Raw genomic sequence first — 12,754 nt, forward strand, 5'->3', positions numbered from 1 at the left:
GCTAGGGAGCCAGCTCGCCGGCCCGGGTCCAGCCCAGGGCCTCGTAGCGCGCCGCTGCTGCGGCGTCCACGGGCGCGTAGACAACGGCGGCGCCCTCGACGAAGGCTTCCTCCGCCAGCCGGGCCAGCACCACGGCCTCGTGGTCGGCGGCCACCTCGTCGCCCTCCACTGCGCGGACCGGGCCGAAGACCGCGAAACCTTCGCCGAACGCCACCCGGCCACGCGCCACGGGGCGGTCGAAGCGGACCAGCTCCACGACGTCGTACTCGTCCAACGGCGCCTCGAACACGCCGAACTCGGACTCCAGCGGCGGTGCGCCATTGACCTCGCCTGGCGGGGCGGTCATGAGGACACCCGCGGGCGGGGCCGCGTCGCCGTCGTTGAGGAGGAGCCACAGGGGTTGCCAGTCGTGTGCGGTTTCCGGTGCCATGCCTCTGACCCTACCCTTCGGGGGAATCCAAATCTGCCTGCTAGACGTGCTCGGCTTCGTAGCGGACCTTGAGCGCGCCGCGCTTGATCTTCAGTTCCAACACCGTGACGCCGGCCAGGTCTTCGAGCCGAGCCACGTGCGTGCCGCCGCAGGGTTCGCTGTTGACGCCTTCGATGGTGACCACGCGGTGCCCGGCCCCGTCCATCGCGGTGCTGACCGAGCCGCCGCGGGCCAGGACGGCGTCGAGGGCTTCCTGCAGTTCCGCGCGGACCTGCTCGCGCTGCTCGGGGGTGGCGAGCCCAGCCTCGAGTCCTTCGGGCAAGAAGTCCAAGCGTGCCTGGCCGGGGTAATGGCTGTGCCCGGTGCTGATCCAGCCGCGTGACTCGCCCAGGTGGCCGAGCACATGGCCGGCGGTGTGCAGCGCCGCGTGCCGCTTGCGGAGTTCCGCGTTGATGGCGCAGTCGACGGCGGTTCCGGGCTCCAGTTCCGGGCCGCCGGTCAGGACGACCAGGCCGTTGTCGCTGCGCGAGGGAACCACCGGCGCGCCGTTCAGCGTGCCCTCGTCGGAAGGCTGGCCGCCGCCCTTCGGGTGGAAGATGTTGGGGCTCACTGCGGCCCAGGCACCGTCGCCATCGGTGCCGGCGGCCACCACGGTGGCGGCGGCTTCGAAGAGGTAGGTGTCGCCGTAGTAGGCCTGTTCCTGCTGGATTCCGGGGGCTGCGGTGCTGGTGCTCATTGGTCCAGCATAGGCGGGGGTGTCCCCGGCTCAGTCCTCGTCAAGGCGGTCAAGCAACTGGCCCAGCGCTTCGCGGATGTCATTGTGGTCGTACTGTGCGGCCCGGCTTTCTGCGGAGATCACGGCGCAGCGGTGGATCTTCTTGAAGTCACCGAACGGGAACTTGTAGTGCCCTTTCTGGTCATCCGGATGGTCGTCGTCCACCCCCAGATACCAGGCGGAATAGTCGCCGTAGCCGTGCTTTTCCAGGAACGCGTTCTCTTCGTCCGCGGTAGGGGCGTGCTCGCTCCAGTCGTCGCGGACGTCCTTGACTGTTTTCCCGTCGCGGATCAGGCGCTTCGCGTGGTCAAAGGCTTTCTTGTTGAGTTTCACTGTCATGGCAGAACCCCTTCGTACTTCTCCCTACAACCCCTTGACCGCCCCCAGCACCTTGGTCAGCGACTCCTTGGCATCGCCGAACAGCAGGGTGGTCTGCGGTTCATACATAAGGTCGTTCTCGATCCCCGCGAAGCCGGGCCGCATGGACCGCTTGAGGAACACCACCTGCCGGGCCTGGGAGACTTCCAGGATGGGCATGCCGTAGATCGGCGAGCCGGCGGTGGTTTTCGCCGCCGGGTTCACCACATCGTTCGCGCCCACCACGAGGGCCACGTCCGCGGTCTTGAATTCGGAGTTGATCTCGCCCATTTCCTTGAGCGATTCATAGGGGACATTGGCCTCGGCCAGGAGGACGTTCATGTGCCCGGGCATGCGGCCTGCCACCGGGTGGATGGCGAAATCGACGTCCACGCCGCGTTCTTCGAGGGCCTCCGCGAGTTCGGCGGCGGTGTGCTGGCCCTGCGCCACGGCCAGCCCGTAGCCCGGAACGATGATCACCCGCTGCGCATAGCCCAGCAGCACCGCCACGTCCTCGGCGCTGGACGAGCGCACGGGGCGTTCGCTCACGGCGGTGGATCCCGCCGTCGAGCCTCCCTTGAAGGCGCCGAACAGGATGCCGGCCACGCTTCGGCCCATCGCCGCCGCCATGGCGCGGGTGAGGATGGTGCCCGAGGCCCCCACCAGCGTGCCCGCCACCACCAGCAGCACATTGCCCAGCACCAGCCCGGACGCGGCCACGGCCAGGCCGGTGAAGGCGTTCAGCAGCGAGATGACAATCGGCACGTCCGCGCCGCCCACCGGCAGCACCAGCAACACGCCGGCCACCAGGCCCAGCAGCATCAGGCCGACGGCGAGCGCCTGGGAACCGCTGAACACGACGCCGGCGCCGGCCCCCACCGCCGCGAGAAGCACCAATGCCATGACCACGGGCAGCCCCGGGAACACCACCGGCCGGGTGGTCATGAGCTCCTGCAGCTTCGCGAAGGTGATGGCCGAACCCGCGAAGGACACGGCGCCCACCAGCAGCGTGAACACCACGGCCACCCGCATCCAGCCGTCGCTGCTGTGCGCCAGTTCCAGCAGCGCCACCAGCGCCGCCGCCCCGCCACCCACGCCGTTGAACAGCGCCACCAGCTGCGGCATCTGGGTCATCTTTACCCGCCGGGCCACGGGCGCCGCCACCACCGAACCCACGGCGATCGCGCCGACGATCCAGGGAATATTGTCCAGCCTCACCGAGAGGAAGACCACGACGACGGCGATCACCGCGCCGAAGGCGCCCACCAGGTTGCCCTGCCGGGCGGTGCGCGGGGAGTTCAGGCCCTTGAGCGCCAGGATGAAGCAGACGGCGGCGGCCAGGTAGAGCAGGGCGGTCCACACCGGGCTGAGGAGGGTCATCGTGCGTCCTCCTTCTGTTTGTCCGCTGACTCCGTCCGTTTCCGCCCGCGGAACATCTCGAGCATGCGGTCGGTCACCACGAAGCCGCCCACCAGGTTGGCGGTGGCCAGCACGACGGCCAGCAGCGCCACCGCGAGCACCAGCGGCTCATGCGCCTGCCCGGCCACGATGATGGCGCCCACCAGGATGATGCCGTGGATCGCGTTGGCCCCGGACATCAGCGGGGTGTGCAGGGTGCTGGAGACCTTCGAAACCACCTCGAAGCCCACAAACACCGCCAGTACGGTGATCGTCAGCAGGCTGATGCCGTCCATCAGTTCGCCCCTTCCGTCGCTGATTCGGCGGTGGTGAGCGCCGCCAAAGCCTCGGCCGTGGGCCCGTGCCGCACCGCGCCGTCGTGCGTCAAACAGCTCCCGGCCACCACCTCGTCCTCCCAGTCCGGGGCGAAGGCGCCGTCCCTGACCAGCAGCTCGAGCAGGCTGGCGACGTTCTTGGCGTACAGGCGGGAGGCGTCGGCGGGCAAGGCGGAGGCGGCGTCCTTCATGCCCACCAGCGTCACCGTGCCCCGGCCGTCCGCCGTCGGGATCACCGTGTCCTCGCCGGCCACCACGCCTTCCACGTTGCCCCCGGATTCGGCGGCGAGGTCCACCACCACGGAACCCGGCCGCATGGCCTGGACCATCGCGAGCGTCACCAGCAGCGGGGCACGGCGCCCGGGGACGGCCGCCGTCGTGATGAGGACGTCGGCGGCGGCCACGTGCGGGGCGAGCAGTTCGCGCTGGAGGGCGCCGCGGTCCGCGCTGAGTTCGCGGGCGTAACCGCCGGACGCCTCAGCCGTTTCGACGTCGAGCCTGATGAACGTGCCGCCCATCGAGGCGACCTCGTCCGCGGAAGCCGGCCGGATGTCGTTGGCGGACACGCGGGCACCCAGCCGCTTGGCGGTGCCGATGGCCTGCAGGCCCGCGACGCCAGCGCCCAGCACAAGCACCCGGGCCGGCGGGATGGTGCCGGCGGCGGTCATGTAGAGCGGGAAGAAGCGGGGCAGCCGCGTCGCCGCTTCGAGCACGCAGCGGTACCCGGCCACGAGCGCCTGCGAGGTGAGCGCGTCCATAGACTGGGCCCGGGAGATGCGCGGCACCAGTTCCAGCGCGAAGGACGTGACGCCCGCGTCGGCGAGCGCCTGCACCGTGGGAAGTTCCGACGACGGCGAGGCCAGCCCCACTGTCACCGCACCCTGTTTGAGGGAGCGGACCGAGTCCGGGTCGAGCGGGCGGACGTGGAGGAGGAGGTCGAGGTTGCCGGGATCCAGGGTGTCCACGATCCAGGCGCCGGCGTCCTGGTAGGCCTCGTCCGGGTGGCCGGACTCGAGCCCCGCCCCGCTCTCGACGAGGACCTCGAGGCCGAGGGCCGCCAACTGCTTGACGGTGTCCGGCGTGGCGGCCACCCGCCGTTCGCCCTTCCGGCGTTCGCGTGCAATGCCCAGTTTCATCGCGCTCCCTTCCCGGAACCTCCCTTGGTCCGCGGTAACACAAGCCCGTGCAGTCGTTGGCATGAGCCTAGCCCCCGGCGGGCGCGGACGGGAGGGGGCGTTCCCTTCCGGGGCCTGGGGCGGCTGAAGCGCGAACGTACACTTGAGGTCCCGTTTCCGCGGATTTTGGGGCCGCAACTGTTCGTTCGCGCAACCGCGGCGGCCGTTCCCTTCCGGGGCCTCCGCCGTTAGGGTCGTTGTGGGCTGGGCCTCCAGCCCCACCACGACCGTCGACGAGCCGGTTCCGGCCGCGCCGTCGGAAAGGAATGCAGCCATGGCAACGTTCAAGATCGGCTACCTCGTGGGCAGCCTCGCCAGCAATTCCATCAACCGGATCCTCTCCAAGGCCCTCATCAAGCTGGCGCCGGAGGAACTCGAGTTCACCGAAATCCCCATCAAGGACCTCCCGCTCTACAGCCCGGACTACGACGCCGACTTCCCGCCCGCCGGCCGCGCCTTCAAGGACGCCGTGGCCACCTCGGACGGCATCCTGTTCGTGTCCCCCGAATACAACCGCTCCATCCCCGGCGCGCTCAAGAACGCCATCGACTGGGGTTCCCGGCCGTGGGGCACCAACTCCTTCGCCCGCAAACCCACGGGCATCATCGGAACCTCGCCCGGAAGCATCGGTACCGCCGTCATGCAGTCCTCCATGCGCAGCGTCCTCAGCTTCCTGGACGCCCCGCAGCTGAACGCCCCCGAGGCCTACATCAAGTTCAACAAGGACGTGTTCGCCGAGGACGGCACGGTCTCCGAACCCCACACCGCGGAGTTGCTGAGCCACTACATGGAGGAGTACAGCGCCTTCGTCCAGCGCGTCCTGGCAGCCAACGCCCCCGGCCACATCGGCGACGAGCACCCGGACGAGGCCAAGCTGACCCGCTGACCCTCAGCTGCGTTTGGGAGCGCGAACGTACAGTTGGGGCCCTGGAATCGCCGATTTCGGGGCCCCAACTGTACGTTCGCGCATCGACGCGGGGAGCCCGCACGGCGCATCATCTCTCTATGGGAACCGTCACCGACTATCTCGCAGGTATCACAACACCGAACAGGGAGGTCCTGGAGCGAGTCGTCGCAATCGCGCGTGAAATGGCACCCGGCGTCGAAGAGGGCACCAGGTACGGCATGCCCGCACTGCTCCTGGACGGCAAGGGATTCGTCAGCGTCCTCGAGACCAAGAAGCACCTGGCCTTGTACCCGTTCAGCGGCCAGATCCTGCCCCGTATCGAGGATGACCTGGTCGGCTTTTCCTGGTCACCCGGGACGCTGAGGTTCAGCCCGGACAACCCCGTGCCCGACGAACTGGTCCGCCGCATCCTTGAGCTGCGGGTGGCGGAAATCGGCGCGTAGCCGGGAGCGCGAACGTACAGTTGGGGCCCTGAAAACGCGGAAAATGTGGCCCCAAGTGTGCGTTCGCGCTAAAAAACAGTCAGTGCTTCGCCGAGATGTCCGCCGAAATCAGCTCCGCGGTGCGCAGGATTTCCTTGCGGACCGAGTCGAGGTACGCCTCCGGATCCGCCTGCGCCGCGACGTTCTGGGCCTGCAGTGAGACGTTGACGGCGGCCACCACCTTTCCGGCGGCGTTGCGGACGGGGGCGGCGATGGACATGAGCCCGAGTTCCAGTTCCTGGTCCAGCAGGCACCAGCCCTGCTCCCGGACCTTTTCCAGCTCAGCCAGCAAAGCATCCCGGGTGCCGATGGTGCGCGGGGTGAGGGCCTTGAGCTCGACGGCGTCCAGGTACTCGCGCAGTTTCGCGTCCGGCAGGCCGGCCAGCAGGACCCGGCCCATCGACGTCGCGTACGCCGGGAAGCGGGTGCCCACGGTGATCCCGACGGTCATGATCCGGCGGGTCGCCACCCGGGCGACGTAGAAGATGTCGGCACCGTCCAGCACTGCGGCCGACGTCGACTCCCCCAGTTTGTGGGACAGTTCCTCCAGGTGGGGCTGGGCGAGCTGCGGCAGGGACAGTGCCGAGAGGTACGAGTACCCCAGCTGCAGCACAAGGGCTGTGAGCGCGAAGGTCTTCCCGTCGGTGCGCACGTAACCCAGCTCCACCAGGGTGTGCAGGAATCGGCGGGCCGTGGCGCGGGTGAGGCCGGTGCGGGCAGCCACTTCGCTGAGGGTCATGAGCGGGTTGGCGGCGTCGAAGGCCCGGATCACGGCCAGGCCGCGCGCCAGGGACTGCACGTACTGGTCGCTGGCCTGCGGGGCCGCGGATGCTGCGTTGCTCATGGTTACCTATCCTATTGGCGTCCCGCTGCCGCGAACGTACAGTTGAGGCCCCTAAACCGCGGAAAACGGGGCCCCAAATGTACGTTTCGCGCTTAAGAAACGGCGGGCTTCAGCGGCAGCGGGACGAGGGCCTGGAGCTCCTCGAAGGTGCAGCCGAAGGTCTCGCGCACGGTGACGCCGTCGGGCCCGGTGAGGAACACGGCCTTGTCGGTGTACACGCGGGTCACGCAGCCCACGCCGGTAAGCGGGTACGTGCACTGCTCCACGAGCTTGGACACGCCGTCGCGGGTCAGCAGGGTCATCATCACGAATACGTCCTTCGCGCCCGTGGCCAGGTCCATGGCGCCCCCGACGGCGGGGATCGCGTCGGGTGCGCCGGTGTGCCAGTTCGCGAGGTCGCCGCCGGCGGAGACCTGGAAGGCGCCCAGCACGCAGATGTCCAGGTGCCCGCCGCGCATGATCGCGAAGGAATCGGCGTGGTGGAAGTAGGACGCCCCCGGGAGTTCGGTGACGGGGATCTTGCCGGCGTTGATGAGGTCGCCGTCGATCTGCTCCCCCACGGCCTCGGGGCCCATGCCGAGCATGCCGTTTTCCGTGTGGAGCGTGATGTTCTGCTCCTCGGTGAGGTAGTTGGACACCAGCGTGGGCTGGCCGATGCCCAGGTTCACGAAGGAGCCCGGCGCGATGTCCCGGGCCACCAGCTGAGCGAGCTCGTTGCGGCCCAGCGGCTCGGCGGATGTTTGGAGCGACGTTTCGAGGGTGCTCATCTCAGGCCACCTTTTCTGCGATGCCGGCAGAAGCAACGCGCACAATACTGTTGACGTAAATCCCGGGGGTCACGATGTTCTCCGGGTCCAGTGCACCGACCGGCACGATCTCGGAGACCTGGACGATGCTGTGCTTCGCCGCGGCGGCCATGATCGGGCCGAAGTTCCGGGCGGTCTTGCGGTAGACGAGGTTGCCCTTGCCGTCGGCCTTGAGGGCCTTGATGAGCGCGACGTCGGCGTGGATGGGGGTCTCGAAGACCTGCCACTTGCCGTCCAGGAAGCGGGTTTCCTTGCCTTCGGCGAGCATGGTGCCGTAGCCGGTGGGCGTGAAGAAGCCGCCGATCCCGGCCCCGGCGGCGCGGATGCGTTCGGCGAGGTTGCCCTGCGGGACGAGTTCGAGTTCGATCTCCCCGGCCTTGAACTTGGCGTCGAAGTGCCAGGAATCGGACTGCCGCGGGAAGGAGCAGATCATCTTGCGCACCCGGCCTTCCTTGATGAGCAGCGCCAGGCCCTGGTCGCCCTGGCCGGCGTTGTTGTTCACCACGGTCAGGTCCGTGGCGCCCGAATCCAGCAGCGCGTCGATCAGTTCGAAGGGCTGCCCGGCGTTGCCGAAGCCGCCGATCATGACGGTAGAGCCGTCCTTGATCCCGGCCACAGCCTCGCCCACAGTGTCAATGAATTGCAGCATCGCGATCAGCCCTTCACGCCGGCAGTGACGTTTTCGAGCACGACGGCGAGGCCCTGGCCCACGCCAATGCAAATCGCCGCGACGCCCCAGCGCTGCCCGGAGGCCTGGAGCGAGCGGGCCAGGGTGCCGAGGATGCGGGTGCCGGAGGCGCCCAGCGGGTGGCCCATGGCGATCGCGCCGCCGTGCCGGTTCACGATCGCGGGATCGATGCCCCAGGCGTCGATGCAGGCCAGCGACTGCGCGGCGAACGCCTCGTTGAGTTCGACGGCGCCCACCTCCTCCCAGCTGATGCCCGCCTTCGCGATGGCCTTGTTCGCCGCCTCCACGGGGGCGAAACCGAAGAACTGGGGATCGTTGCCGTGCGCTCCGCGCCCGGCGATGCGGGCCAGCGGCTCGAGGCCGAGCAGCCCGGAGGCGGCCTCGGAGCCGATCCACGCGGCGGAGGCGCCGTCGGACAGCGGCGAGGCGTTCCCGGCGGTGACAGTGCCGCCGGACGCAGTGCCGCCGTCGGGCCCTGAAGACTCCGGCCGGAACACGGTCTTCAACCCGGCGAGCTTCTCCGCCGTCGAGCCGGCCCGGATGCCCTCGTCCCGCACGAGCTCGGTGCCCGGCACCGGCGTCACGAGGTTGTCGTAGAAGCCCTCGTCCCAGGCAGCGGCGGCGAGGTTGTGCGAGGCTGCGGCGAACTCGTCCTGGCGTTCGCGGGTGATGCCGTACTTTTCGCGGAGGCGCTCGGTGGCCTCGCCGAGGGAGACGGTCCACTCGGCGGGCATGGCCGGGTTGACCAGGCGCCAGCCCAGGGTGGTGGAGGCCAGGGTCATGTCGCCGGCGGGGTACGGCTTGGCCGTCTTGGGCAGCACCCAGGGGGCGCGGCTCATGGACTCGGCGCCGCCCACCAGCATGAGCTCGGCGTCGCCGGCGTTGATCTGGCGGGAAGCGATGATCGCGGCGTCCAGCGACGAACCGCAGAGCCGGTTGACCGTGGTACCCGGGATGGAGACCGGCAGCCCGGCCAGCAGGGTGGCCATGCGGGCCACATTGCGGTTTTCCTCGCCGGCGCCGTTGGCGTTGCCGAACACCACTTCGTCGATGCGCTCGACGTCGAGCCCCGGCGCGCGCTTGACGGACTCGCGGACCACGTGGGCCGCGAGGTCGTCCGGGCGGACACCGGCGAGCCCGGAGCCGAACTTGCCGAAAGGCGTGCGCACGGCGTCGTACACGTAAGCCTGGTTCATGGGGTTTCCTTTCTCTCCAACTGACTGGCAGTTGATGTCGTTTTGAGGGCTCAAAACGACAACTAATGCGAGCTAGTTGGGTGGGGGAGCTAGTTGGGTGGGGTGGCGGCGGAATCGATCTCCGCGAAAACGTGCTGGGCGGTCTTGAAGGCGGTGTTGGCGGAGGGGACCCCGCAGTAGATGGCGGTCTGGAGCAGGATTTCCTTGATTTCGTCCCGGTCCAGGCCGTTCCGGAGGGCCGCCCGGATGTGCATGGCCAGTTCTTCCCAATGCCCGTGCGCCACCATCGCGGTGATGGTGACGGCGGAGCGCATCTGTCGGGTCAGTCCGGGCCGGGTCCAGATCCCGCCCCAGGCGATCCGGGTGATCATGTCCTGGAAGTCCTCGGTGAAGGCGTCCTTGCCGGCGTTGGCCCGGTCCACGTGCGCGTCGCCGAGCACTTCGCGCCGGACTACCATGCCGGCGTCGTAGATTTCCTGCGAGGTGGCGTCGCCGCGGACGGCGCCCTGACGATCCAAAGAACTCATGCCGAAGCCTCCTTCATGAAGCCGCGCATCAGGTGCGCGACGGGGGCGGGTGCCTCCGCGGGGGCGAGGTGGCCGACGCCGTCGAGGGCCACCACGGTGGCGCTGCCGCCACCGGCGGTGATCCCGTCCGCCACTTCCTCGGCGGTCGACGGCGGAGCGACGGTGTCCTCGACGCCCGCCAGAAGCTGGGTGGGGACGGAGATCGTGCCGAGTTCGGCGCGGACGTCGAAGCCCGCGAGGGCCTCGCAGCAGTAGGCGTAGCTGAAACGGTCGGTGTCGCGCAGCACGTGCAGGAGCCGACTGCTCACCGCGGGTTCGCGGTCCATGAAGCCGGCACCGAACCAGCGCTGCGCCGAGCCCTGGATCATCACGGGCGTGCCCTGGTTCCGGACGGTGTCGGCGCGTTCCAGCCAGCCCTCCGGGGTGCCGAGCTTCGCGCCGGAGCACTGCACGGAGAGGCTGAGGAGCCGTTCGCCGTGCTTGATGCCCAGCTGCAGGCCGGTGGCGCCACCCAGGGAAACCCCGGCGTAATGGAAGCGTGCGCCGGGAAGAACCGAGTCCACCAGGTCCACCACGGCGTCGGCCAGTCCGGCCACGCTGAAGGTTTCCGTGGCGGCGGGCGAGACACCGTGGCCGGGCAGGTCCCAGCCGATCACGTCGTACTCGTCGCCCAGCAGTTCCGCGGTCCCGTTCCACAGGATGGTGGAGGTGCCGAGCGAGGAGCCCACCACCAGGAGGGGCTTGTCTCCGAGGGGGCGCTGCGGGGAGAGCAGCACGGCCTTGATGCTTGGCTTCGCGGTGCTGGTCGTCTCAGGCACGGGTGGCTCCCTTCATGGTTGTTGCGGCGTAGTCCGGGTAGGCGGCGAGGATGCGGCGGCTGATGTCCGCCGCCTCGCCCAGGTAGTTGGCGGGGTCCAGCAACTCGGCCAGCCGGGCGTCCGGGAGCACCGCGGCGGGGACGGCCTCGCGCAGCAGCTTCGCGTAGGTGGCGGCCTGGTCCGGCCGGTTCGTTTTAAGCACGGCGTCGACGACGGCCTGCAGCTCACGCTTGCCGTCCGCCCCGGTCGTCCCTGAAGCCAGCAAGGGGACGACGACGGCCGCCACGCCTTCGCTGAGCAGCAGGGGTCCGCTGAGTTCGAGGTTGCGGCGCATCGCCTCGGGGAAGACCCGCAGGCCTTCGATGAGTTCGCGCAGCTGCACGGCGGCGCCGAGCGCGAGTGCGAGCAGGGAGCGCAGGGCCGGCCACTCGCTGTGCCAGGCGCCGTCCGGGCGTTCGTCGTTGAAGGTGGCGGCGGCCAGGTGGAGCTGCCCGGCGAGCGCCGGGGCCTGCAGCGCCGCGCTGCGGACCAGCACGGACAACACCGGATTCTGCTTCTGCGGCATGGCCGAGGAGACTCCCCGGCCGGCAGCCAGCGGTTCGCCGAGTTCGGCCACCTCGGGGCGGCTGAGGAACACGACGTCGGCGGCGACCTTCCCGAAGGAATCCGTGAGCGCCGCCAGCGCGTCGCCGAGGCCGGTCACCGGAAGGCGGTTCGTGTGCCAGGGCGCGGGGGCGGCGGCGAGGCCGAGCTTCGCGGCGAGGGCATCGGCCAGGCCGAAGGGGCCTGAAGCGGTTCCCGCGGTCAGCACTGTGGCCGAGGCCAGGGTCCCGCCGGCACCGCCGAACTGCAGCGGCAGCTCCAGTTCGGCCAGGCGGCGGGCCGCGGCGGCCACGCCCTGAAACCACTGCGCGGCCTTCAGCCCGAAGGTGTAGGGCAGCGCGTGCTGCGTCAGGCTCCTGCCCACGCACAGCGTGTCCGCATGCTGTTCGGCCAGGGCGGCGAGCGCCGTCGTCGTCCCCTTCACCTCGGCGAGCACCGCGGCCCGGACACGGTCGGCGAGCAGCATGAGCGCCGAATCCAGTACGTCCTGGCTGGTCAGCGAGGTGTGTACGGCGGGCAGGGCCCCGGGATCCGCCGAGCGGACCCGCGCGCGGAGGTCACCGAGCAGCGGGATCACCGGGTTGCCGCCGCCCTGGGAGCGTTCGGCGATGGCCTCGGCGTCGTACAGTTCCGGGTCTGCGGCCTGCGCGACGACGGCGGCCGCACCCTCCGGTGCCAGGCCCGCCTCTTCGAGGACGGCTGCCCAGGCGGCTTCGACGTCGAGGATGGCCGCGAGCACCGCCCGATCGCCGGTCAGCGCGGCCACCGCGGGCGACGCCGTGACGGGGCTCAGCAGGCCGAAATCGCTCATCGGTATGCGCCCGTTTCGGTGGAGCTGCCCTGGAAGTCGAGGAAGACGGTCTCGTCAGGACCCTGGAGGCGCAGGTCCCAGGTGAGGCCGCCGTCGGGGTCGCGGCGCGCGATGACGGTCTTGCGGCGTTCTTCCGGAAGCGAGCTCAGCAGGGGGTCGTTGGCCAGTGCTTCTTCGTTCTCCGGCAGGTAGATGCGGGTGAAGAGCCGGTTCATGAGGCCGCGCGCGAAGACCGCCACGGAAATGAACGGAGCTGACCCCTTTCCAGTAGGGCCCTCCGAAGTGGGCCCGGGGTTGACCGTGGTGAAGGTGAAGATGCCGGTGTTCCCGACCGCACTGCGGCCCCAGCCGGTGAAGGTGTAGCCGTCGCGGACCAGGGAGCCGGTGTGCTGGACGACGTTGCCTTCGGCGTCGGGCTGCCAGATTTCCAGGATGGCGTCCGGGATGGTGTGGCCGGCGCCGTCATACACGGTGCCCTGGAGGCGGATGCTGCCGGGCGAGCCGGGGGCCAGGAGCTCGTTGTCCTTGGTGAAGGGCAGGGCGTAGCCGTAGAAGGGGCCGACCGTCTGGCCGGGCGTGGGGGTCAGTTTGCTCATTGCTGC

Annotated in this window: 16 protein-coding genes; 2 read left to right on the plus strand and 14 right to left on the minus strand. The window is 69.5% G+C overall.

The annotated features are described in order from the left end of the window. Position 1: 1 nt before the first annotated feature. Genes D3654_RS17510 through D3654_RS17535 form a run of 6 tightly spaced genes read right to left on the minus strand, consistent with a single transcriptional unit; the run spans position 2 to position 4,431 of the window. Entirely contained in the window at positions 2 to 430 is a 429-nt protein-coding gene (locus D3654_RS17510) for a hypothetical protein (RefSeq protein ID WP_120522737.1), read from the minus strand. A gap of 40 nt (positions 431 to 470) precedes the next feature. Continuing rightward, complete coding sequence (locus tag D3654_RS17515; protein ID WP_120522738.1) at positions 471 to 1,166, minus strand: alanyl-tRNA editing protein; 696 nt, start codon at positions 1,164 to 1,166, stop codon at positions 471 to 473. A 30-nt stretch (positions 1,167 to 1,196) separates the two neighbouring features. Continuing rightward, entirely contained in the window at positions 1,197 to 1,544 is a 348-nt protein-coding gene (locus tag D3654_RS17520; RefSeq protein WP_120522739.1) for a hypothetical protein, read from the minus strand. Between the two features lie 24 nt (positions 1,545 to 1,568). Continuing rightward, on the minus strand, positions 1,569 to 2,942 hold the full coding sequence (locus D3654_RS17525) for an NAD(P)(+) transhydrogenase (Re/Si-specific) subunit beta (protein WP_120522740.1): 1,374 nt from the start codon (positions 2,940 to 2,942) through the stop codon (positions 1,569 to 1,571). Then, on the minus strand, positions 2,939 to 3,256 hold the full coding sequence (locus D3654_RS17530) for an NAD(P) transhydrogenase subunit alpha part 2 (RefSeq protein ID WP_120522741.1): 318 nt from the start codon (positions 3,254 to 3,256) through the stop codon (positions 2,939 to 2,941). The genes D3654_RS17525 and D3654_RS17530 overlap by 4 nt, the downstream gene beginning before the upstream one ends. Beyond that, a complete protein-coding gene (locus tag D3654_RS17535) occupies positions 3,256 to 4,431 on the minus strand; it encodes a Re/Si-specific NAD(P)(+) transhydrogenase subunit alpha (protein ID WP_120522742.1) in 1,176 nt (391 codons plus the stop codon). Before D3654_RS17535 ends, D3654_RS17530 begins: the two co-directional genes overlap by 1 nt. Positions 4,432 to 4,744: 313 nt before the next feature. Here D3654_RS17535 and D3654_RS17540 point away from each other — a divergent pair, with 313 nt between their 5' ends. Together D3654_RS17540 and D3654_RS17545 are read left to right on the plus strand one after the other, a co-directional pair. After that, positions 4,745 to 5,356: an NADPH-dependent FMN reductase gene (locus tag D3654_RS17540; protein WP_120522743.1), complete on the plus strand. Its 612-nt coding sequence runs from the start codon at positions 4,745 to 4,747 to the stop codon at positions 5,354 to 5,356. 119 nt (positions 5,357 to 5,475) lie between these two features. Beyond that, positions 5,476 to 5,820 (plus strand): iron chaperone, encoded by a 345-nt coding sequence (locus D3654_RS17545; RefSeq protein ID WP_120522744.1) that lies wholly within the window; start codon positions 5,476 to 5,478, stop codon positions 5,818 to 5,820. A 79-nt stretch (positions 5,821 to 5,899) separates the two neighbouring features. Here D3654_RS17545 and D3654_RS17550 read toward each other — a convergent pair whose 3' ends face one another. From D3654_RS17550 to pcaG, 8 genes are all read right to left on the minus strand, one after another. Then, positions 5,900 to 6,703: an IclR family transcriptional regulator domain-containing protein gene (locus D3654_RS17550; protein ID WP_120522745.1), complete on the minus strand. Its 804-nt coding sequence runs from the start codon at positions 6,701 to 6,703 to the stop codon at positions 5,900 to 5,902. Positions 6,704 to 6,795: 92 nt separating this feature from the next. Beyond that, positions 6,796 to 7,470 (minus strand): 3-oxoacid CoA-transferase subunit B, encoded by a 675-nt coding sequence (locus D3654_RS17555; RefSeq protein ID WP_120522746.1) that lies wholly within the window; start codon positions 7,468 to 7,470, stop codon positions 6,796 to 6,798. Between the two features lies 1 nt (position 7,471). After that, positions 7,472 to 8,158, minus strand: coding sequence for a 3-oxoacid CoA-transferase subunit A (locus tag D3654_RS17560; RefSeq protein WP_120522747.1), 687 nt, complete (start codon positions 8,156 to 8,158; stop codon positions 7,472 to 7,474). 5 nt (positions 8,159 to 8,163) lie between these two features. Continuing rightward, positions 8,164 to 9,393, minus strand: coding sequence for a thiolase family protein (locus tag D3654_RS17565; RefSeq protein WP_120522748.1), 1,230 nt, complete (start codon positions 9,391 to 9,393; stop codon positions 8,164 to 8,166). Between the two features lie 89 nt (positions 9,394 to 9,482). Next, complete coding sequence (gene pcaC / locus D3654_RS17570) at positions 9,483 to 9,920, minus strand: 4-carboxymuconolactone decarboxylase (protein WP_120522749.1); 438 nt, start codon at positions 9,918 to 9,920, stop codon at positions 9,483 to 9,485. Further along, positions 9,917 to 10,738 (minus strand): alpha/beta fold hydrolase, encoded by an 822-nt coding sequence (locus tag D3654_RS17575; RefSeq protein WP_245413311.1) that lies wholly within the window; start codon positions 10,736 to 10,738, stop codon positions 9,917 to 9,919. The genes pcaC and D3654_RS17575 overlap by 4 nt, the downstream gene beginning before the upstream one ends. After that, positions 10,731 to 12,152 carry a lyase family protein gene (locus D3654_RS17580; protein ID WP_205571850.1) on the minus strand — a complete coding sequence of 474 codons (1,422 nt, stop codon included), beginning with the start codon at positions 12,150 to 12,152 and terminating at the stop codon, positions 10,731 to 10,733. The genes D3654_RS17575 and D3654_RS17580 overlap by 8 nt, the downstream gene beginning before the upstream one ends. After that, a complete protein-coding gene (gene pcaG / locus D3654_RS17585; protein WP_120522751.1) occupies positions 12,149 to 12,748 on the minus strand; it encodes a protocatechuate 3,4-dioxygenase subunit alpha in 600 nt (199 codons plus the stop codon). The genes D3654_RS17580 and pcaG overlap by 4 nt, the downstream gene beginning before the upstream one ends. Positions 12,749 to 12,754 lie beyond the last annotated feature (6 nt).

It is taken from the genome of Arthrobacter celericrescens (assembly GCF_003614925.1).
GTDB lineage: Bacteria > Actinomycetota > Actinomycetes > Actinomycetales > Micrococcaceae > Arthrobacter > Arthrobacter celericrescens.